The sequence below is a fragment of the Pseudomonas sp. PP3 genome (genome assembly GCF_905336995.1).
In the GTDB taxonomy this organism is placed as follows: domain Bacteria; phylum Pseudomonadota; class Gammaproteobacteria; order Pseudomonadales; family Pseudomonadaceae; genus Aquipseudomonas; species Aquipseudomonas reinekei.
Map to the genome: position 1 here is coordinate 5,031,242 of NZ_HG995459.1, position 22,331 is coordinate 5,053,572.

Below are 22,331 nucleotides of genomic sequence, written 5' to 3' on the forward strand. Positions count from 1 at the left end.
TCTTGGGTCGAGTCCAAGTGATCTTGGGCCGGCCGGTTGTCTATTCGCGCCCTACCTTAAGGGACAGGCGCGCTGAGGTCGAGATTAAAAATTCAGGTTGCGGGCAGGCGTTCTGATATTACCTGCCGGTCAACGGTATTGGAGGAAGACGTTGTCTCGCCCGAACTGGTCACGCAGGGCTTGAATCAACGCATCCGCCGGATCGATTCGCCAGCCTTCACCGAACTGCAGCAAGGCCTTTGCATCGGGGCTGGTGTAGTCCATGGTGATCGGACACGCACCGCGGTGACGCTTCAACAGTTCACCCAGCCAGCGTAGCTGATCGCCCTTGAGATCCTTGGCGTGCAGTTTCAAACGCAGGCTCTCGGCCAGGTTGGTGCGCGCATCTTCCATGCTCATCACCCGCTTGACCCGCAGCTTCAGGCCACCGGAGAAGTCGTCGTTGCTGACCTCGCCTTCGACCACCACCATCGCGTCGGTCTGCAACAGCGATTGCGCGGAATGGAACGCTTCGGAAAACAGCGAGGCCTCGATTCGGCCAGAGCGGTCGTCAAGGGTGATGAACCCCATCTTGTCGCCCTTTTTGTTCTTCATCACGCGCAGGGCGATGATCATCCCGGCGACCGTCTGGGTGTCGCGCGCCGGTTTCAAATCGATGATGCGCTGACGCGCGAAACGACGGATTTCACCCTCGTATTCGTCGATCGGGTGACCGGTCAGGTAAAGGCCGAGGGTGTCTTTCTCCCCTTTCAGGCGTTCCTTGAGGGTCAGTTCCTTGGCCTTGCGATGGTTGGCGTAGACGTCGGCGTCTTCTTCGACAAACAAACCGCCAAACAGGTCGGAGTGACCACTGTCCTGGGTGCGTGCGGTTTGTTCGGCGGCCTTGATCGCTTCTTCCATGGCGGTCAGCAACACCGCGCGATTGCGGTCGATGTTGGCCTGGTAGGCTTTCTGCTCGTCATGGAAATACGGGCCAAGACGATCCAGCGCACCGCTGCGGATCAAGCCGTCGAGGGTACGCTTGTTGATGCGCTTGAGGTCGACCCGGGCGCAGAAATCGAACAGGTCCTTGAACGGGCCTTTCAGGCGCGCTTCGGTGATCGCCTCCACCGGGCCCTCACCCACGCCCTTGATCGCACCGAGACCGTAAATGATCCGGCCTTCGTCGTTCACCGTGAACTTGAATTCCGAAGTGTTCACGTCCGGCGCGTCGAGACGCAGCTTCATCGTGCGCACTTCTTCGATCAAGGTCACGACCTTGTCGGTGTTGTGCATATCCGCCGAGAGCACCGCGGCCATGAACGGTGCCGGGTAGTGCGCTTTCAGCCATGCGGTCTGGTACGACACCAGGCCATAGGCAGCGGAGTGGGATTTGTTGAAGCCGTAACCGGCGAATTTTTCTACCAGGTCGAAAATGTTACCGGCCAGGTCCGCGTCAATATTGTTGGTGGCGCAACCTTCAATGAAACCGCCACGCTGCTTGGCCATTTCCTCGGGCTTTTTCTTACCCATGGCTCGACGCAGCATGTCCGCACCGCCAAGGGTGTAGCCGGCCATGACCTGGGCAATCTGCATCACCTGTTCCTGATACAGGATGATGCCGTAAGTCGGTGCCAATACCGGCTTCAAGCCTTCGTACTGGTAGTCCGAGTGCGGGTACGCCAGTTCGGCGCGACCGTGCTTACGGTTGATGAAGTCGTCCACCATGCCCGATTGCAGCGGGCCCGGACGGAACAGTGCCACCAGTGCGATCAAGTCTTCCAGGCAGTCGGGCTTGAGCTTTTTGATCAGCTCTTTCATGCCGCGGGATTCAAGCTGGAACACCGCCGTGGTTTCGGCTTTTTGCAGCAGCGTGTAGGTCGGTTTGTCGTCCAGCGGGATGAACGCGATGTCGAGCGGCGGTTCGTTGACCTTGGCGCGATCGCGGTTAATGGTTTTCAGCGCCCAGTCGATGATCGTCAGGGTCCGCAGACCCAGGAAGTCGAACTTCACCAGACCGGCGGCTTCAACGTCGTCCTTGTCGAACTGGGTTACCAGGCCATCACCGGCCTCGTCGCAATAGATTGGCGAGAAGTCGGTCAGCTTGGTCGGCGCAATCACCACACCACCGGCGTGTTTGCCGACGTTACGCACAACGCCTTCGAGCTTGCGGGCCATCTCCCAGATTTCTGCGGCTTCTTCATCGACCTTGATGAAGTCACGCAGGATTTCTTCCTGTTCGTAGGCTTTTTCCAGGGTCATGCCGACTTCGAACGGAATCATCTTCGACAGACGATCCGCCAGGCCATAGGACTTGCCCTGCACCCGCGCCACGTCGCGGACAACCGCCTTCGCCGCCATGGAACCAAAGGTGATGATCTGGCTCACGGCGTTGCGGCCGTACTTCTCGGCCACATAGTCGATCACCCGGTCACGACCGTCCATGCAGAAGTCGACGTCGAAGTCGGGCATCGAAACCCGTTCCGGGTTAAGGAAACGTTCGAACAGCAGGTCATATTCCAGCGGGTCGAGGTCAGTGATCTTCTGTACGTAGGCCACCAGAGAGCCGGCACCCGACCCACGGCCAGGACCTACCGGCACGCCGTTGTTCTTGGCCCACTGGATAAAGTCCATCACGATCAGGAAGTAACCGGGGAAGCCCATCTGGATAATGATATCCAGCTCGAAATTCAGTCGGTCGACATAGACCTGGCGCTTGGCTTCGTAATCTTCGGTGGTGTCCTTGGGCAGCAGGACAGCAAGCCGTTCCTCAAGGCCATCGAAGGACACCTTGCGGAAATATTCATCGATGGTCATGCCATCGGGGATCGGGAAGTTGGGCAGGAAGTGCGTGCCCAGCTTCACATCGATGTTGCAGCGCTTGGCGATCTCGACGGTGTTTTCCAGCGCTTCGGGAATGTCGCTGAACAGCTCGGCCATTTCCTCGGCGCTTTTGAGGTATTGCTGATCGCTGTAGTTCTTCGAACGCCGCGGATCGTCTAGGGCGCGGCCCTCACCAATACATACGCGGGTTTCGTGGGCAGCGAAGTCTTCCTGCTTGATGAAGCGCACATCGTTGGTCGCCACCAGTGGCGCGCCGATCTTCTCGGCCAAGGCGACTGCACCGTGCAACTGCTCTTCGTCATTCGGCCGATTGGTCCGCTGAATCTCCAGATAGAAACGGTCCGGAAAAACCGCCATCCATTCGCGCGCCAGGGTTTCGGCTTCGTCCGGATTGCCACTGATAATGGCCTGACCGATCTCACCTTCCTTGGCCGCCGACAGCATGATCAAGCCTTCATTGGCCTCGGCCACCCACTCACGCTCAATGATGATCGAGCCATTGCGCTGGCCATCGATGAAGCCGCGGGAGATCAACTCGGTCAGGTTGCGATAGCCGACGGCGTTCATTACCAGCAGGCTGATCCGGCTCAGGGCATTGTCCGGATCCTTGTTCGACAGCCACAGGTCGGCGCCGCAGATCGGCTTGATCCCGGCCCCCATGGCGTTTTTATAGAATTTGACCAGGGAACACATGTTGTTCTGGTCGGTGACCGCGACGGCAGGCATGTTCATGCCGACCAGGGTCTTGACCAGCGGTTTGATCCGCACCAGACCGTCGACCAGGGAGTATTCAGTGTGCAGGCGTAGATGAACGAATGAAGCCGGCATAGTGATCCTGCGTTAAGTCATGAAAACAACAAGGCCCGGATTGTACCGGGCCTTGGTAGAAAAAATCAGCTTGAGATTAACTCTCGATCAGGCTTTCCCGAGCTTCGTAAGCGAGGCGTACCGGGGCAAACGAACGGCGGTGGATCGGGGTTGGCCCCAAGCGTGACAGCGCTTCCAGATGAACGGGTGTCGGGTAGCCTTTATGGCCGCCAATGCCGTAACCCGGATAGATCAATTCAAACGCGGCCATTTCACGGTCGCGGCTGACCTTGGCCAGAATCGACGCCGCAGCGATGGCCGGAACCTTGCCGTCGCCCTGCACCACCGCTTCGGCGCGCATCGGCAATTTCGGGCAACGGTTGCCGTCGATCATCGCCAGTTTCGGCTGGATGTGCAGCCCGGCGACGGCTCGCTGCATGGCCAGCATGGTGGCATGCAGGATGTTCAGTTCATCGATTTCTTCGACTTCGGCGCGAGCGATGCACCAGCTCAGGGCTTTTTCGCAGATCTCGTCGTAAAGCTTCTCGCGCCGGGCTTCGGTGAGCTTCTTCGAGTCGTTCAAACCGAGGATCGGTCGATTCGGATCGAGAATCACGGCAGCCGTGACCACCGCGCCACAGAGCGGACCCCGACCGACTTCGTCGACACCGGCAACCAATTCTTCAACTTCGGCGACCAAGGTGAAATCCAGCCCCATCTGCATGCTTGTCTTACTCATTGTACGTCGCCGATCAGGTTGAGCACGGCATCCGCCGCCTGGTTGGAGGCATCCAGACGCAGGGTCCGGTGAATTTCATCGAAGCCACGGGTTTGCTCTTCGCCACCCTCGATCAGCGGCGACAAGGTTTGGGCCAGCGCTTCGACCGTCGCATCGTCCTGCAGCAACTCGGGCACCAGCAGACGCTGGGCCAGCAGGTTCGGCAGGGACACGTAAGGGCTTTTCACCATCCGCTTGAGAATCCAGAACGTCAGCGGTGCCAGGCGGTAAGCCACCACCATCGGCCGCTTGTACAGCAAGGCCTCAAGCGTCGCCGTTCCGGAAGCGATCAATACCGCATCGCAGGCGGCCAGGGCCAGGTGCGATTTGCCATCGAGCAAGGTCAGCGGCAGATCGCGGCCGGCGAGCATTTCTTCGAGCTGCGCACGACGCTCAGGACTGGCGCACGGCATGACGAACCTGACGCCGGGGCGCAAGGCCCGCAGGCGCTGGGCGGTATCAAGAAACAGCGCACCGAGGCGGCCGACTTCACCGCCGCGACTGCCCGGCATCAGCGCGACCAGCGGCCCGTCAGGCAAGCCCAGCTCGGCACGAGCGGCGGCACGATCAGCCTGAAGCGGAATGGCGTCAGCCAGGGAGTGGCCGACGAACCGTACCGGCACACCCTTCTCTTCATAGAATCTGGCTTCAAACGGGAACAGCGTCAGCATCAGATCGCAGCCTTCGCGAATCTTCAGTACCCGCTTCTGCCGCCAGGCCCATACCGACGGGCTGACGTAATGCACGGTCTTGATCCCGGCCTGACGCAACTTGAGTTCGATATTGAGGTTGAAGTCCGGCGCATCGATACCGATGAACACGTCCGGCTTCGCAGCGATCAGGTCGGCAACCAGTTTCTTGCGCCGCGCCAGTAACTCGCGCAACCGGCCCAGCACTTCCACCAAGCCCATCACCGACAGGCGTTCCATCGGGAAATACGGGTTCAGGCCTTCGGCCTGCATCAGCGGACCACCGACACCGATGAATTCGACCGCCGGGTGACGTGCCTTGAGCGCACGCATGAGACCCGCGCCGAGAATGTCGCCGGAAGCTTCACCCGCTACCAGCGCAATACGCAGATTGGCCATGATTAGCGAGTGATGCCGCGGGTCGAAGACTGGATGGAGTCGCGGAACACGGCAACTTCCGGGAACTGGATCGAGGGTTCGGCCAGCTCGGCGAGTGCCTGCTCAACTGTCAGGCCCTGGCGGTAAACCACCTTGTAGGCGCGACGCAGGGCGTGGATCGCATCTTCGCTGAAACCGCGACGGCGCATGCCTTCGAAGTTCATGCTGCGAGCTTCGGCCGGGTTGCCGAACACCGTGACATATGCAGGAACGTCCTTGCCAATCGCCGTGCCCATGCCGGAAAAGCTGTGGGCGCCGATGTGGCAATACTGGTGGACCAGGGTAAAGCCAGAGAGGATCGCCCAATCTTCAACGTGCACGTGGCCAGCCAGCGCGGTGTTGTTGACCAGGATGCAATGGTTGCCGATGACGCTGTCGTGACCGATGTGCGCGTAAGCCATGATCAGGTTGTGATCACCCAGGGTCGTTTCCGAACGATCCTGAATGGTCCCACGGTGAATCGTCACGCCTTCGCGTATGACGTTGTGGTCACCGATCACCAGGCGGGTTTCCTCGCCTTTGTATTTCAGGTCAGGCGTGTCCTCACCTACCGAGGAAAACTGGTAGATGCGGTTGTACTTACCGATTCGGGTCGGGCCCTTGAGAATCACATGCGGCCCGATCACTGTCCCCTCGCCGATTTCCACACCTGCGCCGATGATCGACCATGGGCCGACCTCGACACCGTCGGCCAGAACAGCCGTCGGATCGATGATTGCACGAGGGTCAATCAAACTCATAGTTTGCGTTCCGCGCAGATGATTTCAGCAGAGCAGACCGGCTTGCCATCGACCGAAGCCTGGCATTCGAATTTCCAGATCTGACGCTTGCAGCTCAGGAACTTGGCTTCGAGGATCAACTGATCGCCCGGCAGCACTGGCTGGCGGAAACGCAGCTTGTCGGAACCGACGAAGTAGTAAAGCGTGCCATCGGCCGGCTTCACGTCGAGCATTTTGAAACCAAGGATCCCGGCAGCCTGAGCCATCGCTTCGATGATCAGAACGCCCGGCATGATTGGATGCGCAGGGAAGTGACCATTGAAGAACGGTTCGTTGATGCTGACATTCTTGTAGGCGCGAATGCGCTTGCCTTCCACATCCAGATCCACGACCCGGTCCACCAGCAGGAACGGGTAACGGTGAGGCAGGTATTCGCGAATCTCGTTGATGTCCATCATTTCGGGGGGAAGCCTATGTAAAGATTGGGAGCGCGCGACTGACGCACACTCCTCTAGCAAATCAAGGACGCAGTCTAGCGGCTGTGCACACTTGATATGGAAATGGTATCAGCCATCTGATGAAGCATTACCGCCAGGGGTCACTTCCCCTGTTTGCTTTTCCAGCTGTCGCAAACGTCGCGCGATGTCATCGAGCTGACGCAGACGTGCCGCGCTTTTGCGCCATTCGGCCGCTGGCTGCATCGCCGTGCCGGATGAATAGGCGCCTGGCTCGGTGATCGAGTGGGTCACCATGGTCATCCCGGTGATGAACACGTTGTCGCAAATATCGATATGCCCCACCAGCCCTACGCCACCGGCTAGCATGCAGTGCTTGCCGATCTTGGTGCTGCCGGAAATCCCCACGCACGCGGCCATGGCGGTGTGATCACCGACCTGGACGTTGTGGGCGATCTGAATCTGATTGTCGAGCTTCACACCGTTACCGATGATGGTATCGGCCAGCGCGCCACGGTCGATGGCGGTATTCACGCCGATCTCCACGTCATCGCCGATCAAGACCCCACCAATCTGGGCGATTTTCTGCCAGATGCCTTTCTCGTTGGCAAAACCGAAACCTTCACCACCCAGTACGGCACCGGACTGAATCACTACCCGCTTGCCGACACGTACGTCGTGATACAAGGTCACGCGCGGAGCCAGCCAGCCACCTTCGTCGATCACGCTACGGGCACCGATGAAGCAGTGCGCGCCAACGGTGGTACCGGCCGCAATACGCACGCCGCTTTCGATAACGGCAAAAGCACCGATACTCGCCGCAGGGTCAACCACCGCATCCGCCGCAATCACTGCTGTCGGGTGAATACCGGCAGCTGCTTTGGGTTTGGGATCGAACAGGTGAGAGATACGCGCGTAGGCAGCGTACGGATCAGGCACCACCAGTGTATTACCGGAAAAACCTTCGGCGTCAGCGGCTTTCAGCAACAGCGCTGCAGCCTGGCTGCCTGCCAGGTATTTACGATACTGGGGGTTTGCGAGAAAGCTCAACTGAGCTGGGCCAGCCTCCTGCAAGGTGGCTAGCCCAGTGATTTCTTTCTCCGGGTCGCCACGCAGTGTGGCGCCAAGGAACTCGGCCAATTGGCCGAGCTTTATAGTCGCGGTCATGGATTACTTCAGCTGATTCATGCGCTCGATAACCTGGCGCGTGATGTCGTACTGAGGCTTGACATCAATCACTGCACCACGCTCGAAGACCAGGTCAAAAGCACCTTTCTTGATGACTTCTTCCACAGCGCTATCCAGTTTCGGCTTGAGCTGCTTCAGCATTTCACGATCGGCAACAGCCTTGGCTTCGTTCAGTTCCTTGGACTGGAACTGGAAGTCACGAGCCTTTTGCTTGAACTCAAGCTCCAGACGCTCACGCTCGCCTTGCTGCATTTTGTCGCCACCCGCCATCAGACGATCCTGAATACCCTTGGCGCTGCTTTCCAGAGTCTTGAGCTTGGTCAGTTGCGGGCCGAACTTCTTCTCGGCATCCACGGCGTATTTCTTGGCCGCATCGGATTCCAGCAGGGCCATCTGATAGTTCAGAACGGCGATTTTCATGTCGGCAAATGCCGGACCTGCTACCAGTACGGAAGCCAGGAGAACCAATTGAGTCAACTTACGCACGATGTACTCCTACAAAATCCATTGTCGTTATCTTGGGTCAAACGCTTAGAACGTCTGACCGAGGGAGAATTGGAACACTTGAGTTTCAGCGTCATCCGGTTTCTTGACTGGCATGGCCAACGCAAAACTCAAAGGACCCAGTGCGGTGACCCATGTCACACCTACACCAACAGAACTGGCCATGTTGCTCAGGCTAATGTCGTTGCACTTGGTGTTGGACTTCGTGCCATCGGCGTTCACAGTATCGGAGCACGATGAGTCGAATACGTTACCCACATCCCAGAATACCGAGGTACGCAAGGAACGCTGATCCTTGACGAACGGCAGCGGGAACAGGACTTCAACACCACCCTGGATCAGGACGTTACCACCGAACGGTAGCGGATCCTGGTCCGGATCGACCGCGGTGCCTGGGTTCTTGCCGGTACTTGGCGTACTGCGAGGACCCAGAGTGCTGTCCTTGAAGCCACGAACCGAGTTGAAACCACCAGCATAGTAGTTTTCATAGAATGGCAAGCCGTCGGTCGAACCGTAGCCATCGCCATAACCCAATTCGGTATGCAGGCGCATGGTGTAGTTGTCGCTCAATGGCTGGAACAGCTGGCCCCGGTAGTCGAGCTTGAAGAACGACAGGTCGCTGCCCGGCGTCGTGGTTTCCAGCACGAGGCTCTGGGAATGACCACGTGTCGCGAGCACGCCCTTGTTCAAGGTGGACTCGGACCAACCGGCCGAAGCCTTGAAGTTCAGGTACTTGTCGCCTTCCTTGTCAACAAAGTCGAAGATCTCGTCAACGGTGTACACACCGGTCTTGATTTCGTCCTGCTGAGCCGTCAGACCGAAGGTCAGACGCGAAGTCTCGCTGATCGGGTAACCAACACTCACGCCTGCACCCAGGCTGTCTACGGAGTAGCTGGCTACGTCGACGTCGAGGTCATCGTAGTCGGTGGTGCGGTAGAAGGCGTTGTAACCCAGGCTCACGCCGTCAGCGGTCCAGTACGGGTCGACATAACCGAAGTTATAGCGGCTCTGGTATTCGCTGCGGGTCAAGCCGATACTGACCTTGTTACCGGTACCGAGGAAGTTGTTCTGGGTGATCGAGCCACCGAGGATCAGACCGGCACTCTGGGCGAAACCGACGCTGGCGGTAATCGAACCGGAGGCTTGCTCTTCAACGCTGTAGTTGACGTCAACCTGGTCATCGACACCTGGCACCGCTGGCGTTTCAACGTTGACTTCCTTGAAGAAGCCCAGACGCTCCAGACGGGTCTTGGATTGGTCGATCAGGTAGGTCGAAGCCCAGCCGCCTTCCATCTGACGCATTTCACGACGCAGCACTTCGTCCTCGGACTTGGTGTTGCCGCGGAAGTTGATTCGGTTCACGTAGGCACGCTTGCCCGGATCGACCGCGAAAGTGATGTCTACGGTGTGATCATCGTCGTGCGGCTGTGGCACGCCGTTGACGTTGGCGAAGGTATAACCTTCGTTACCCAGGCGACGGGTGATCAGTTCGGAAGTGGTGGTCATCAGCTTGCGCGAGAACACCTGGCCTTTCTGCACCAGCAGCAGGGACTTGACCTGGTCTTCGGGGACTTTCAGGTCACCGCTCAGCTTCACGTCACGAACGGTGTACTTGTCACCTTCGTTGATGTTGACGGTGATGTAGACGTGCTTCTTGTCCGGGGTGATGGACACCTGGGTCGAAGCGATATCCATGTTGATATAGCCACGGTCCAGGTAGTAGGAACGCAGACGCTCCAGGTCACCGGAAAGCTTTTCACGGGCGTACTTGTCATCGTTCTTGAAGAACGACAGCCAGTTGGTGGTCTTGAGTTCGAACAGGTCGATCAGGTCGTCATCAGGGAAGACCGTGTTACCCACCACGTTGATGTGCTGGATAGCCGCAACGGTGCCTTCGTTGATGTTGACCTTCAGGCCGACGCGGTTACGCGGCTGCGGCACCACTTCGGTGTCGACGGTAGCCGAGTAGCGACCCTGGGCCACGTACTGGCGCTGCAGTTCGTTACGCACGCCTTCGAGGGTGGCGCGCTGGAAGATTTCGCCTTCGGCCAGACCGGACTGTTTGAGGCCCTTCATCAGGTCTTCAGTGGAGATCGCCTTGTTACCTTCGATCTCGATACTGGCAACCGACGGACGCTCGACTACCGTGATGACAAGGACGTTGCCATCGCGGCCCAGCTGGATATCTTGAAAGAACCCGGTTTTGAACAGCGCACGAGTGGATTCCACCAGGCGACGATCATCCGCCTGTTCACCGACGTTCAACGGCAAAGCACCAAAGACGCTACCCGCGGAGACCCGCTGGAGGCCATTGACGCGAATATCAGAGATAGTGAAGGACTCGGCGTGAACTTCGGCGATCATCAATACGGTGAGAACCGCAGTTAGCAGCAGACGTTTCATGAAGTCCTTTCTTATTCCAACTGGCAATAAACAAACTGCCGCAAAATGCGGCAGATTCGCAATTCAGCGAAGTGTTACAGACGTCCCAGATCATTGACCAGAGCAAGCAACATCACTCCGACCACCAAACTGATACCGATCTGTATCCCCCAACCCTGCACCCGATCCGACAAGGGACGACCACGCGCCCACTCGATCAGATAAAACAACAAATGCCCCCCATCCAGCACAGGAATGGGCAGCAAATTCAGAACTCCCAGGCTAATACTCAGATAAGCAAGGAAATTCAGGAAATCAGCAACACCCGACTGGGCCGAAGCGCCCGCCACTTTAGCAATGGTTATCGGTCCACTCAAGTTTTTTACCGAGAGCTCGCCGAACAACATTTTCTTCAGTGAATCGAGGGTCAGCACGCTCATGGTCCAGGTGCGTCGAGCCCCCTCTCCAATCGCGGCCAAAGGCCCGTAGCTGACCTCGCGGATCATTTCCGGTGGCCAGTCGACCGCTTTCACCCCTGCCCCAAGGTATCCGCTGGGCGCCTTGCTCTCGCCACGGGCAGCCAGTGTCACCGGGACGTCGATTTGAGCACCATCGCGCTCAACCCGCAGCATGATTTTGGTATCAGGACGCATACGGACGGTGTCGACCACCTGCTGCCAGTCGTCCAGCGCCTTGCCATCCAGTGCCAGCAGACGGTCACCCATCTTCAGCCCGGCAGCTTGCGCCGGACCTTTCGGATCAAGCTCAGCCAGCACCGGCGGCAGTGCCGGGCGCCATGGTCGAATACCCAGCGAACGGATCGGATCCGGCTCGTCGGCGCCCTTCAACCACTCATCCAGCGCCAGCTCACGGGGCGACTCCATCGAAGAGCCCTGATCGCGAACCAGCACCTGCAGTGAACCGCTCTCGCCGAGGCGACGGACCAACTGCAAATTCACCGCTGCCCAGCCGGAAGTCGGCTCGCCGTCGATGGAAATGATCTCTTGACCCGCCGTCAGGCCGGCCTTGGCGGCGATGCTGCCGGATTCCACGGCACCAATGACCGGGCGCACCTGCTCGCTGCCGAGCATGGCCAACACCCAGAAAAACACCAACGCCAAGAGAAAGTTGGCAATCGGCCCGGCCGCCACGATAGCAATACGCTGACGAACGGATTTGCGATTGAAGGATTGATCGGCCTGATCCGCCGGAACTTCGCCTTCACGCTCGTCGAGCATTTTCACGTAGCCGCCCAGCGGGATGGCAGCCACCACGAACTCGGTGCCTTGTTTGTCGTGCCAGCGCAGCAGCGGCATGCCGAAGCCTACGGAAAAACGCAGCACTTTGACCCCACAGCGACGCGCGACCCAGAAGTGGCCGAACTCGTGGAAGGTAACCAGCACACCCAAAGCCACCAGGGTGCCGACAATCATATAGAGCGCGCTCATCTACTTTCTCCGCATTCCTATCCGGTGCTGCATGGGCCAACGCGTTGCAGCAACTTACCGCCCGTGACGACTCAACCATTGTTCGGCCAGCAGACGCGCTTTCGCATCCGCCGTGAACACTGCCTCGAGATCATCGACTGCTACCACAGGCTCAAGATTCAAGGTTTCCTCGATGATACTCGCGATTTCCAGGTAACGAACCCGTCCGTCGAGAAACGCGGCCACAGCCACTTCATTCGCCGCATTCAGCATGGCGGGAGCACTGTTGCCCGCTTCTGCCGCCTGCCGCGCCAGGCGCAGACAAGGAAAGCGCTCTTCATCCGGTGCCTGGAAGTCCAGACGCGCGATGGCAAACAGGTCCAGCGGCGGCACACCCGAATCGATCCGCTCCGGCCAGGCCAGTGCATTGGAGATTGGCGTACGCATATCCGGATTACCCAACTGGGCCAAAACCGAGCCATCAATGTAGTCGACCAGCGAATGAATCACGCTTTGCGGGTGAATCACCACCTCGACCTGGGACGGCTTGGCATCGAACAACCAGCAGGCCTCGATCAACTCAAGTCCTTTGTTCATCATGCTGGCCGAATCGACCGAAATCTTGCGCCCCATGGACCAATTAGGGTGAGCGCACGCCTGATCAGGTGAAACATGCGCCAACTCTGCCATGGGCGTCTGTCGGAATGGGCCACCAGAGGCCGTCAGTAAAATCCGACGCACGCCAACCGAGCTGAGACCACGAGCAAAGTCCACCGGCATGCACTGGAATATTGCGTTGTGCTCACTGTCGATCGGCAGCAGTACGGAGCCACTTTTGCGCACGGCCTGCATGAACAATGCACCGGACATGACCAGCGCTTCTTTGTTGGCGAGGAGGATTTTCTTGCCCGCCTCGACCGCTGCCAGAGTCGGCCGCAGACCTGCTGCGCCGACAATGGCCGCCATGACTGCATCCACTTCAGGATCGGCAGCGACCTGACACAAACCTTCCTCGCCCACCAGCACACGAGTCGAAAGGCCTGCCGCGCGCAAATCGTCCTGCAGGCTGCGCGCAGCCGCGGCTTGCGGCACGACAGCAAAGCGTGGCGTATGACGCACGCACAATGCCAGCAATTCACTCAATCGAGTGAATCCGCTCAATGCAAAGGCCTGATAGCGCTCGGGATGGCGAGCGATGACATCAAGGGTGCTCAAACCGATCGAGCCGGTCGCCCCCAGAACGGTAATCTGCTGGGGACGGCTCATGGTGCGGCCATCCACAACAGAACGGCGAATACCGGAATGGCGGCGGTCAGGCTGTCGATGCGATCCAGCACGCCGCCATGACCTGGCAGCAGATTGCTGCTGTCCTTGATCCCCGACTGGCGCTTGAACATGCTTTCGGTCAGGTCGCCGACAACCGAAATAAACACAATCACGGCCGCACCGATCAGGCCTTTGAACAGTTCGGCAACGGTCCAGTCACGAACAAAGCCGACGATTACGGTAATGACCAGGCTCAGGGCCAAGCCGCCGTAAACACCTTCCCAGCTCTTGCCAGGACTGACCTGCGGCGCCAGCTTGCGCTTGCCGAAAGCCCGACCGGAAAAGTACGCGCCAATATCGGCACCCCAGACCAGCACCATCACCGCCATGATCAGCCAGTTGCCCAAGGGCTGCTGCTTGATCTGCACCAGGCCTTGCCAGGCCGGCAGCAGGATCAGCAGACCGATCACCAGCTTGCAGACCGCGCTGGCCCAATGCTCGCTGGAGCGCGGATACGTCAGCACCAGATAGGTTGCAATCGCCCACCACAGCACTGAAGCACCCAGCACCCAAGGCGCAAGGCCGGGCAGGATGTACATGATAAACAGCATCAACGCGACGATGGCGGCATAGGCAACGCGAACAGGCTGAGCGGTGAAGCCCGCCAGACGCGCCCATTCCCAGGCACCGAGGGTCACGACCAGCCCGATGAACAGCGCAAAACCGGAGCCTTCCAGCAGGAAAAATCCGCCCAGGGCAATCGGCAACAGGATCAGCGCGGTGATGATTCGTTGTTTAAGCATTAAACCCGGGCTCCAGCCTCGACCTGCTCGCTCGTTTTACCGAAGCGACGCTGGCGGGATGCGAAATCGGCCAGCGCATTACGCATGGCATCGTGTTTGAAGTCCGGCCAGAACAGGTCGGAGAAGTACAACTCGGCGTAAGCCAGTTGCCACAGCAGGAAGTTGCTGATGCGATGCTCGCCGCCGGTGCGGATGCACAAGTCCGGCAACGGCAGATCGCCGGTCGCCAGGCAGGTTTGCAGCAAATCCGGGGTGATGTCTTCCGGACGCAGGTGCCCGGCCTGAACTTCCCGCGCCAGGCGCTGAGCGGCCTGCGCGATATCCCACTGGCCACCGTAGTTGGCAGCGATCTGCAGGACGAAACGGTTGGCGCCAGCGGTCATGTTCTCGGCTTCACGCATGGCTGCCTGAAGCTCCGGATGAAACCGCGAACGATCACCGATGATTCGCAAGCTGATGTTGTTGTCATTGAGGCGCTTGGCCTCACGACGCAATGCCTTGAAGAACAGATCCATCAAGGCACTGACCTCATCGGCCGGGCGCTGCCAGTTCTCACTGGAGAACGCGAACAGGGTCAATACCTCAACCCCTGACTCAGCACACACTTCGATGACTGCACGAACCGCATCGACACCCGCTTTATGCCCGGCGACACCCGGCATAAAGCGTTTTTTCGCCCAGCGATTATTACCATCCATGATGATCGCGACATGGCGCGGCACCGCGGAGGGCGCAATCTGCTTGGTCTTTTCCATGAAAAATCGACCCTTATACGGCCATCAGGTCTTTTTCTTTCTGCGCCAGGTTCGCGTCGATTTGAGCCACGTACTTCTTGGTCAGATCGTCGATCTCGCCAGTCGCACGACGCTCTTCGTCTTCGCTGATCTCTTTTTCCTTGACCAGATCCTTGAGCTGGCTGTTGGCATCACGACGGATGTTACGCACAGCAACACGGGCATCTTCTGCAACATCGCGAGCCTGCTTGGTGAAGCCCTTGCGGGTTTCTTCAGTCAGGGCCGGCATGGAGATCAGCAGTAACTCACCCAGGTTGGTCGGATTCAGGTTCAGGCCTGCGCTACCGATCGCCTTGTCGACGGCACCGAGCATGTTGCGCTCAAAGGCCACGACTTGCAGGGTACGGGCGTCTTTAACGGTGATGTTGGCGACTTGTTTGATCGGAGTGTCGGAACCGTAGTACGGCACCATCACACCTTCGAGAATGCTTGGGTGCGCCTGGCCGGTACGGATACGGCCGAAGTTGTGTGCCAGCGACTCCACGGATTTCTGCATGCGCTCTTGAGCGTCTTTCTTGATTTCGTTGATCATTGTTGAACTTCCTCGATCAGGGTTCCTTCGGCGCCGCCATGCACGATGTTCAGCAGGGCGCCGGGTTTGTTCATGTTAAATACGCGCAGCGGCATCTTGTGATCGCGGCACAGGCAAATGGCCGTCAGATCCATCACGCCCAGCTTGCGATCCAGCACTTCATCGTAGGTCAGATGATCGAACTTCTCGGCGTGCGGGTCTTTGAATGGATCAGCGGTGTAGACACCATCGACCTTGGTTGCCTTGAGTACGACATCAGCATCGATTTCGATTGCGCGCAGGCAGGCAGCCGAGTCCGTGGTGAAGAACGGGTTACCAGTACCGGCCGCGAAAATCACGACTTCCTTGGAGTTCAGGTGACGCATGGCTTTGCGGCGATCGTAGTGATCGGTCACACCTACCATGGAAATGGCCGACATCACGATGGCGGAGATATTGGCACGTTCAAGCGCGTCGCGCATGGCCAGAGCGTTCATCACAGTGGCCAGCATGCCCATGTGGTCGCCCGTTACCCGATCCATGCCGGCCGCGCTCAGCGCCGCACCGCGGAACAGGTTGCCACCGCCGATCACCAGACCGACCTGAACACCGATGCCAACCAGCTGGCCGACTTCCAATGCCATGCGATCCAGAACTTTCGGATCGATCCCGAACTCTTCCGAGCCCATCAGGGCCTCGCCGCTAAGTTTGAGTAGAATGCGTTTATAGCGAGCCTGATAACCACTGCCCTGCTGAGCCATTGCGAATCTCTCCTGCGGCGTATTTTAAAAAATTCTTTGCGAGCTGTTTTCAGCTGGCGTTCACTCTAGCTTGGCGCTGCTTCAGCGCCATCGGAACATGGCTTTGTAAGCCAGTTCCAAATGGAAACCAAATAAAAATTGGCAACCCATCTGAAAAGAGGCTGCGCGCGTGAGCGGGCAGCCTCTTCAGGGCGACAGTTAAAAAACCGTCTTATTGCTTGGCAGCAGCCAGTTGGGCAGCAACTTCTTCTGCGAAGTTGTCCACTGGCTTCTCGATGCCTTCGCCTACTTTGAAGTAGGTGAAGGAAACGATTTCAGCACCGGCTTTCTTGGCCAGAGCACCAACGGTGACTTCTGGGTTCATCACGAAAGCTTGCTCTACCAGGCTGGCTTCAGCCAGGAACTTGGTGATACGGCCAGCAATCATCTTCTCGACGATTTCAGCAGGCTTGCCTTTCATCTTGTCTTCGTTCAGGGACATGAAAACGCCCTTCTCGCGCTCGATGGCTTCTGGCGAAACCTGCGATGGCAGCAGGAACTCAGGGTTGCTTGCCGCCACGTGCATGGCGATCTCTTTGGCCAGCTGTACATCGCCGCCTTTGAGAACAACAGCAACACCGATCTTGTTACCGTGCAGGTAAGTACCGACCACGTCACCTTCAACGCGAACCAGGCGACGGATGTTGACGTTTTCGCCAACCTTGGCCACCAGGGCTTCACGAGCCGATTCCTGAGCGGCGATCAGCGGAGCTGCGTCGGTCAGTTTTTCGGCGAAGGCTTTTTCTACGCAGGCAGCAACGAAGTTTTTGAAGTCGTCTTGCAGGGCCAGGAAGTCGGTCTGCGAGTTCACTTCCAGCAGTACGGCCGACTTGTCGTCTGCCTTGATGGCGATAGCGCCTTCAGCGGCAACGTTGCCGGCTTTCTTGGCAGCCTTGATGGCGCCCGAAGCACGCATGTCATCAATGGCTTTTTCGATGTCGCCGCCAGCCTTGGTCAAGGCCTTTTTGCAGTCCATCATGCCTTCGCCAGTACGCTCGCGCAGTTCTTTGACCAACGCTGCAGTAATCTCTGCCATTTCAAAATTCCTCTTGGATAGGTTATCAACCATTCCACCCGATCGAACGGGCGTTCAATTCTTCCCGAACCACCCTTGTAAGCTGCTGCACGTTACAAATGCTGTAGCTGCGCCGCCGACAAATGGTTTTCGAGGTGGCAAAAAGGGGGCCAAGCCCCCTTTTTGCTTACTGAGTCAACGCCAGGGCGTCAATTACTCAGCTGCAGCTGCCGGAGCTTCTTCAACGAAAACTTCGGTGCCGCCAGAAACGTTGTTGCGACCACGGATAACAGCGTCAGCCATCGAACCCATGTACAGCTGGATAGCGCGGATGGCGTCATCGTTGCCTGGGATGATGTAGTCAACGCCTTCCGGGCTGCTGTTGGTATCGACTACGCCGATAACCGGGATGCCCAGCTTGTTGGCTTCGGTGATCGCGATGCGCTCGTGATCAACGTCGATAACGAACAGAGCGTCTGGCAGACCGCCCATGTCCTTGATACCACCCAGGGAACGATCCAGCTTTTCCAGGTCACGGGAGCGCATCAGCGCTTCTTTCTTGGTCAGCTTGGCGAAAGTACCGTCTTCGGCTTGAACTTCAAGGTCACGCAGACGCTTGATGGAAGCACGGATGGTTTTGAAGTTGGTCAGCATGCCGCCCAACCAGCGGTGATCGACGTACGGCGAACCGCAACGTGCTGCTTCTTCAGCAACGATCTTGCCAGCGGAACGCTTGGTGCCGACGAACAGAATCTTGTTTTTGCCCTGGGCCAGACGCTCTACGAAAGTCAGAGCTTCGTTGAACATTGGCAGGGTTTTTTCAAGGTTGATGATGTGGATCTTGTTACGCGCGCCGAAAATGTATTTACCCATTTTCGGGTTCCAGTAACGGGTCTGGTGACCGAAGTGCACACCGGCCTTCAGCATATCGCGCATGTTGACTTGGGACATGATAGTTCCTTAATAAGTCGGGTTTGGCCTCCACGTATCCCAATGACCAACCAGCAGCATCAGCTGAAGGCACCCAGGTCATCGTGTCGACACGTGTGTGGATTTAGGCTTTTCGGGGCATCCCCGGAAAGCGGCGCATTTTATATCACAGGGCAGGGAAAAACGGAACCCGGTTTCTGAAATCCCGGCGACCGGAATACTCCCTCCCTTGGAATCCGCCCAGAATGCACCATTCTATAGAGAGAAGCGATGCACAGAAGCGCGGATTTGCGTTGATCGTCTGATAGAATCGCGTTTTTCAGGGCTGCGAAGATCGATTGCGCAACGCCCTTTTCGTTATGAAAGCGCCATCGAGCGCAGAGAGAGCCTGTATGACCGTCACCCTCAAAACTCCCGAGGACATCGCAAAAATGCGCATCGCCGGCAAACTGGCCGCCGATGTGCTGGAAATGATTGCCGAACATGTCAAGCCGGGCGTTACCACCGATCAGTTGAACCAGATCTGCCACGACTACATCGTCAATGAGCAGAAAGCGATCCCTGCCCCGCTCAACTACAAGGGCTATCCGAAGTCGATCTGCACGTCGATCAACCATGTGGTCTGCCATGGCATCCCGAACGACAAGCCGCTGAAAGATGGCGATACCCTGAACATCGACGTGACGGTCATCAAGGACGGCTACCACGGCGACACCAGCCGCATGTTCCACGTCGGCAGCGTGCCGGTCTGGGCCGAGCGCCTGTCGCAAGTGACTCAGGAATGCATGTACAAGGCCATTGAGCTGGTCAAGCCCGGCTGCCGCCTGGGCGATATCGGTGAAGTGATCCAGAAGCACGCTGAGAAGAACGGTTTCTCGGTGGTTCGCGAGTTCTGTGGTCACGGTATCGGCAAGGTATTCCACGAAGAACCGCAGATCCTGCACTACGGCCGCGCTGGCACCGGCATGGAACTGAAGGCAGGCATGACTTTCACCATCGAGCCGATGATCAACCAGGGGCGCGCCGACACCAAAGTGCTGGGCGACGGCTGGACCGCGATCACCAAGGACCGCAAGCTGTCGGCACAGTGGGAACACACCCTGCTGGTGACCGAAACCGGTTACGAGATCTTTACCCTGCGCAGCGATGACACCATCCCCCGCATCTCGGCCTGATCCCGTTACCGAACCCAGCCTATAGAAAGGAAAGCCAATCGATGCCGCAGGTGGATCCCGAACTCTTCGACCGCGGCCAGTTCCAGGCTGAACTGGCCCTGAAGGCAAGCCCTATCGCTGCTTTCAAGAAGGCGATCCGCCAGGCCCGCGAAGTGCTCGATGCACGTTTTCGCAGTGGCCGGGATATCCGTCGACTGATCGAGGATCGCGCCTGGTTCGTCGATAACATCCTGCAAAAGGCCTGGGATCAATTCGACTGGAGTGAAGACGCCGATATCGCGCTGGTTGCGGTCGGCGGTTACGGTCGTGGCGAACTGCACCCGTATTCCGATATCGACCTGTTGATTTTGCTCGACAGCGCCGACCACGAAGTTTTCCGTGACTCCATCGAGCGTTTTCTAACGCTGCTGTGGGACATTGGCCTGGAAGTCGGCCAGAGCGTTCGCTCGGTGGACGAATGCGCTGTCGAGGCCCGCGCCGATCTGACCGTGGTGACCAACCTCATGGAAAGCCGGACCATTACCGGCCCGGAACATCTGCGTCAGCGCATGCTGGACGTCACCAGCACCGCACACATGTGGCCGAGCAAGGAGTTCTTCCTGGCCAAGCGCGCCGAGCAGAAAGCCCGCCACCACAAGTACAACGACACCGAATACAACCTGGAACCCAACGTCAAAGGCTCGCCCGGCGGGTTGCGCGATATCCAGACGATCCTGTGGTTCGCCCGTCGCGAGTACGGCACCCTGAACCTGCGGGCGCTGGCCGGGGAAGGTTTCCTGGTCGAAAGCGAGAACGCCCTGCTCGCCTCTTCCCAAGAATTCCTGTGGAAGGTGCGCTATGCGCTGCACATGCTTGCCGGTCGCTCCGAAGACCGCCTGCTGTTCGATCACCAGCGTGCCATTGCCGGGCTACTGGGATTTGAAGGTGACGATGCCAAGCAAGCCGTCGAAAACTTCATGCAGCAGTATTTCCGCGTGGTCATGAGCATTGCCCAGCTCAGCGACCTGATCATCCAGCACTTCGAGGAAGTCATCCTCGCGCCGGAGGACGAAGCGCCGCCGCAGCCGATCAACTCGCGCTTCCAGCTGCATGATGGCTACATCGAGGCGCGCAACGACAATGTGTTCCGCCGTACGCCGTTCGCCATGCTCGAGATCTTCGTGCTCATGGCCCAACAGCCGGAAATCAAAGGCGTACGTGCCGACACCATTCGCCTGCTGCGCGAGAATCGTCACCTGATCGACGATGACTTCCGCAACGACATCCGCAACACCAGCCTGTTCATCGAGCTGTTCAAGTGCAAGATCGGCATCCATCGCAACCTGCGCCGGATGAATCGCTACGGCATCCTTGGGCGTTATTTGCCGGAGTTCGGCTTCATCGTCGGACAGATGCAGCACGATCTGTTTCACATCTATACGGTCGATGCCCACACGCTGAACCTGATCAAACACTTGCGTAAGTTGCAGTACACCCAGGTGTCGGAAAAATTCCCGCTGGCCGCCAAGCTCATGGCCAAGCTGCCCAAGCCCGAGTTGATCTACATGGCGGGGCTGTACCACGACATCGGCAAGGGCCGGCACGGCGATCACTCGGAAATTGGCGCTGTGGACGCAGAGGCTTTCTGCCAGCGCCACCAGTTGCCGGTGTGGGACAGCCGCCTGATCGTCTGGCTGGTCCAGAACCACCTGGCGATGTCGACCACCGCCCAGCGCAAGGACTTGTCCGACCCGCAGGTGATTCACGACTTCGCCCAGACCGTCGGCGATGAAACCCGTCTCGACTACTTGTACGTGCTGACCGTCGCCGACATCAACGCCACCAACCCGACGCTATGGAATTCCTGGCGCGCCAGCCTGTTGCGCCAGCTCTACACCGAGACCAAGCGCGCCCTGCGTCGCGGCCTGGAGAATCCGGTGGATCGCGAAGAGCAGATTCGCCAGACCCAGAGCGCTGCCCTGGACATTCTGGTGCGCGGCGGTACCGATCCGGATGACGTCGAGCAGTTGTGGGCACAATTGGGCGATGACTATTTCCTGCGTCACACCGCCGGCGATGTCGCCTGGCACAGCGATGCGATCCTCCAGCAGCCGGCAGACGGCGGGCCGCTGGTGCTGATCAAGGAAACCACGCAACGGGAATTCGAGGGCGGTACGCAGATCTTCATCTATGCGCCGGACCAGCATGACTTCTTCGCCGTGACCGTGGCCGCGATGGACCAGCTCAACCTGAACATTCACGACGCCCGGGTCATCACATCCAGCAGCCAGTTCACCCTCGACACCTACATCGTGCTCGACACCGACGGCGACTCGATCGGTGACAATCCGGCACGGGTCAAACAGATCCGTGACGGCCTGACCGAAGCCCTGCGCAATCCTGACGACTATCCGACCATCATCCAGCGTCGGGTGCCGCGCCAGCTCAAGCATTTCGCCTTTGCGCCGCAGGTGACGATCCACAACGATGCTCAGCGCCCGGTGACCGTGCTGGAGCTGACAGCGCCCGACCGCCCCGGCCTGTTGGCGCGAATCGGTACGATCTTCCTGGAGTTCGACCTGTCGCTGCAGAACGCCAAGATCGCCACCCTCGGCGAGCGCGTGGAAGACGTGTTCTTTATCACCGACGCCAACAACCACCCGCTGTCCGATCCGCTGCTGTGCAGCCGGCTGCAGGATGCAATCGTCGAGCAGTTGAGCGTCAGCCACGAACCCGATATCAAACTGTCGCGCATCAGTATCTGACATAACAAATTTTCCCCTGTGGGAACGAGCCCGCTCTTTCCAGGAGCTGGCTTGCCAGCGATGGACTCAGTAACACCGCGATT

General features: G+C 58.4%; 18 protein-coding genes. 2 read left to right on the forward strand and 16 right to left on the reverse strand.

All coding sequences use genetic code 11. The features are described 5' to 3' along the window. Nucleotides 1-129: 129 nt before the first annotated feature. The 16 genes from dnaE to rpsB all read right to left on the reverse strand — a co-directional run bounded on the left by dnaE (nt 130) and on the right by rpsB (nt 18,350). Nucleotides 130-3,651, reverse strand: a complete 3,522-nt coding sequence (gene dnaE / locus KHO07_RS22930; protein WP_212625620.1) for a DNA polymerase III subunit alpha — start codon at nt 3,649-3,651, stop codon at nt 130-132. Nucleotides 3,652-3,727: 76 nt separating this feature from the next. After that, nucleotides 3,728-4,354: a ribonuclease HII gene (gene rnhB, locus KHO07_RS22935; RefSeq protein ID WP_139315768.1), complete on the reverse strand. Its 627-nt coding sequence runs from the start codon at nt 4,352-4,354 to the stop codon at nt 3,728-3,730. A gap of 11 nt (nt 4,355-4,365) precedes the next feature. Further along, nucleotides 4,366-5,496 (reverse strand): lipid-A-disaccharide synthase, encoded by a 1,131-nt coding sequence (gene lpxB, locus KHO07_RS22940; protein ID WP_212625621.1) that lies wholly within the window; start codon nt 5,494-5,496, stop codon nt 4,366-4,368. Between the two features lie 2 nt (nt 5,497-5,498). Further along, nucleotides 5,499-6,275: an acyl-ACP--UDP-N-acetylglucosamine O-acyltransferase gene (gene lpxA, locus KHO07_RS22945; RefSeq protein ID WP_075946749.1), complete on the reverse strand. Its 777-nt coding sequence runs from the start codon at nt 6,273-6,275 to the stop codon at nt 5,499-5,501. Further along, on the reverse strand, nt 6,272-6,712 hold the full coding sequence (fabZ, locus tag KHO07_RS22950) for a 3-hydroxyacyl-ACP dehydratase FabZ (RefSeq protein WP_007907157.1): 441 nt from the start codon (nt 6,710-6,712) through the stop codon (nt 6,272-6,274). Before fabZ ends, lpxA begins: the two co-directional genes overlap by 4 nt. A 108-nt stretch (nt 6,713-6,820) precedes the next feature. Continuing rightward, a complete protein-coding gene (gene lpxD / locus KHO07_RS22955; RefSeq protein ID WP_150732105.1) occupies nt 6,821-7,876 on the reverse strand; it encodes a UDP-3-O-(3-hydroxymyristoyl)glucosamine N-acyltransferase in 1,056 nt (351 codons plus the stop codon). 3 nt (nt 7,877-7,879) lie between these two features. Beyond that, on the reverse strand, nt 7,880-8,383 hold the full coding sequence (locus tag KHO07_RS22960; protein ID WP_007990260.1) for an OmpH family outer membrane protein: 504 nt from the start codon (nt 8,381-8,383) through the stop codon (nt 7,880-7,882). Between the two features lie 45 nt (nt 8,384-8,428). Continuing rightward, nucleotides 8,429-10,804, reverse strand: coding sequence for an outer membrane protein assembly factor BamA (bamA, locus tag KHO07_RS22965; RefSeq protein WP_150732104.1), 2,376 nt, complete (start codon nt 10,802-10,804; stop codon nt 8,429-8,431). Between the two features lie 74 nt (nt 10,805-10,878). Beyond that, on the reverse strand, nt 10,879-12,231 hold the full coding sequence (gene rseP, locus KHO07_RS22970; RefSeq protein WP_212625622.1) for a sigma E protease regulator RseP: 1,353 nt from the start codon (nt 12,229-12,231) through the stop codon (nt 10,879-10,881). Nucleotides 12,232-12,285: 54 nt separating this feature from the next. After that, nucleotides 12,286-13,476, reverse strand: a complete 1,191-nt coding sequence (gene ispC / locus KHO07_RS22975) for a 1-deoxy-D-xylulose-5-phosphate reductoisomerase (protein WP_150732102.1) — start codon at nt 13,474-13,476, stop codon at nt 12,286-12,288. Continuing rightward, entirely contained in the window at nt 13,473-14,279 is an 807-nt protein-coding gene (locus KHO07_RS22980; protein ID WP_212625623.1) for a phosphatidate cytidylyltransferase, read from the reverse strand. The genes ispC and KHO07_RS22980 overlap by 4 nt, the downstream gene beginning before the upstream one ends. Then, nucleotides 14,279-15,034, reverse strand: a complete 756-nt coding sequence (uppS, locus tag KHO07_RS22985) for a polyprenyl diphosphate synthase (RefSeq protein ID WP_075946743.1) — start codon at nt 15,032-15,034, stop codon at nt 14,279-14,281. Before uppS ends, KHO07_RS22980 begins: the two co-directional genes overlap by 1 nt. 13 nt (nt 15,035-15,047) lie before the next feature. Beyond that, on the reverse strand, nt 15,048-15,605 hold the full coding sequence (frr, locus tag KHO07_RS22990; RefSeq protein ID WP_075946742.1) for a ribosome recycling factor: 558 nt from the start codon (nt 15,603-15,605) through the stop codon (nt 15,048-15,050). Further along, nucleotides 15,602-16,345, reverse strand: a complete 744-nt coding sequence (gene pyrH, locus KHO07_RS22995) for a UMP kinase (protein ID WP_003198235.1) — start codon at nt 16,343-16,345, stop codon at nt 15,602-15,604. The genes frr and pyrH overlap by 4 nt, the downstream gene beginning before the upstream one ends. Nucleotides 16,346-16,556: 211 nt before the next feature. Then, a complete protein-coding gene (gene tsf / locus KHO07_RS23000; RefSeq protein ID WP_150732099.1) occupies nt 16,557-17,420 on the reverse strand; it encodes a translation elongation factor Ts in 864 nt (287 codons plus the stop codon). Between the two features lie 192 nt (nt 17,421-17,612). Then, nucleotides 17,613-18,350: a 30S ribosomal protein S2 gene (gene rpsB / locus KHO07_RS23005; RefSeq protein WP_060541028.1), complete on the reverse strand. Its 738-nt coding sequence runs from the start codon at nt 18,348-18,350 to the stop codon at nt 17,613-17,615. Nucleotides 18,351-18,721: 371 nt separating this feature from the next. On the opposite strand from rpsB, the gene map reads away from it, so the two are divergent. Both map and KHO07_RS23015 read left to right on the forward strand, forming a co-directional pair. Continuing rightward, entirely contained in the window at nt 18,722-19,504 is a 783-nt protein-coding gene (map, locus tag KHO07_RS23010) for a type I methionyl aminopeptidase (protein WP_150732098.1), read from the forward strand. A gap of 41 nt (nt 19,505-19,545) precedes the next feature. Further along, a complete protein-coding gene (locus tag KHO07_RS23015) occupies nt 19,546-22,248 on the forward strand; it encodes a [protein-PII] uridylyltransferase (protein ID WP_212625624.1) in 2,703 nt (900 codons plus the stop codon). The last annotated feature ends 83 nt before the right edge of the window (nt 22,249-22,331 follow it).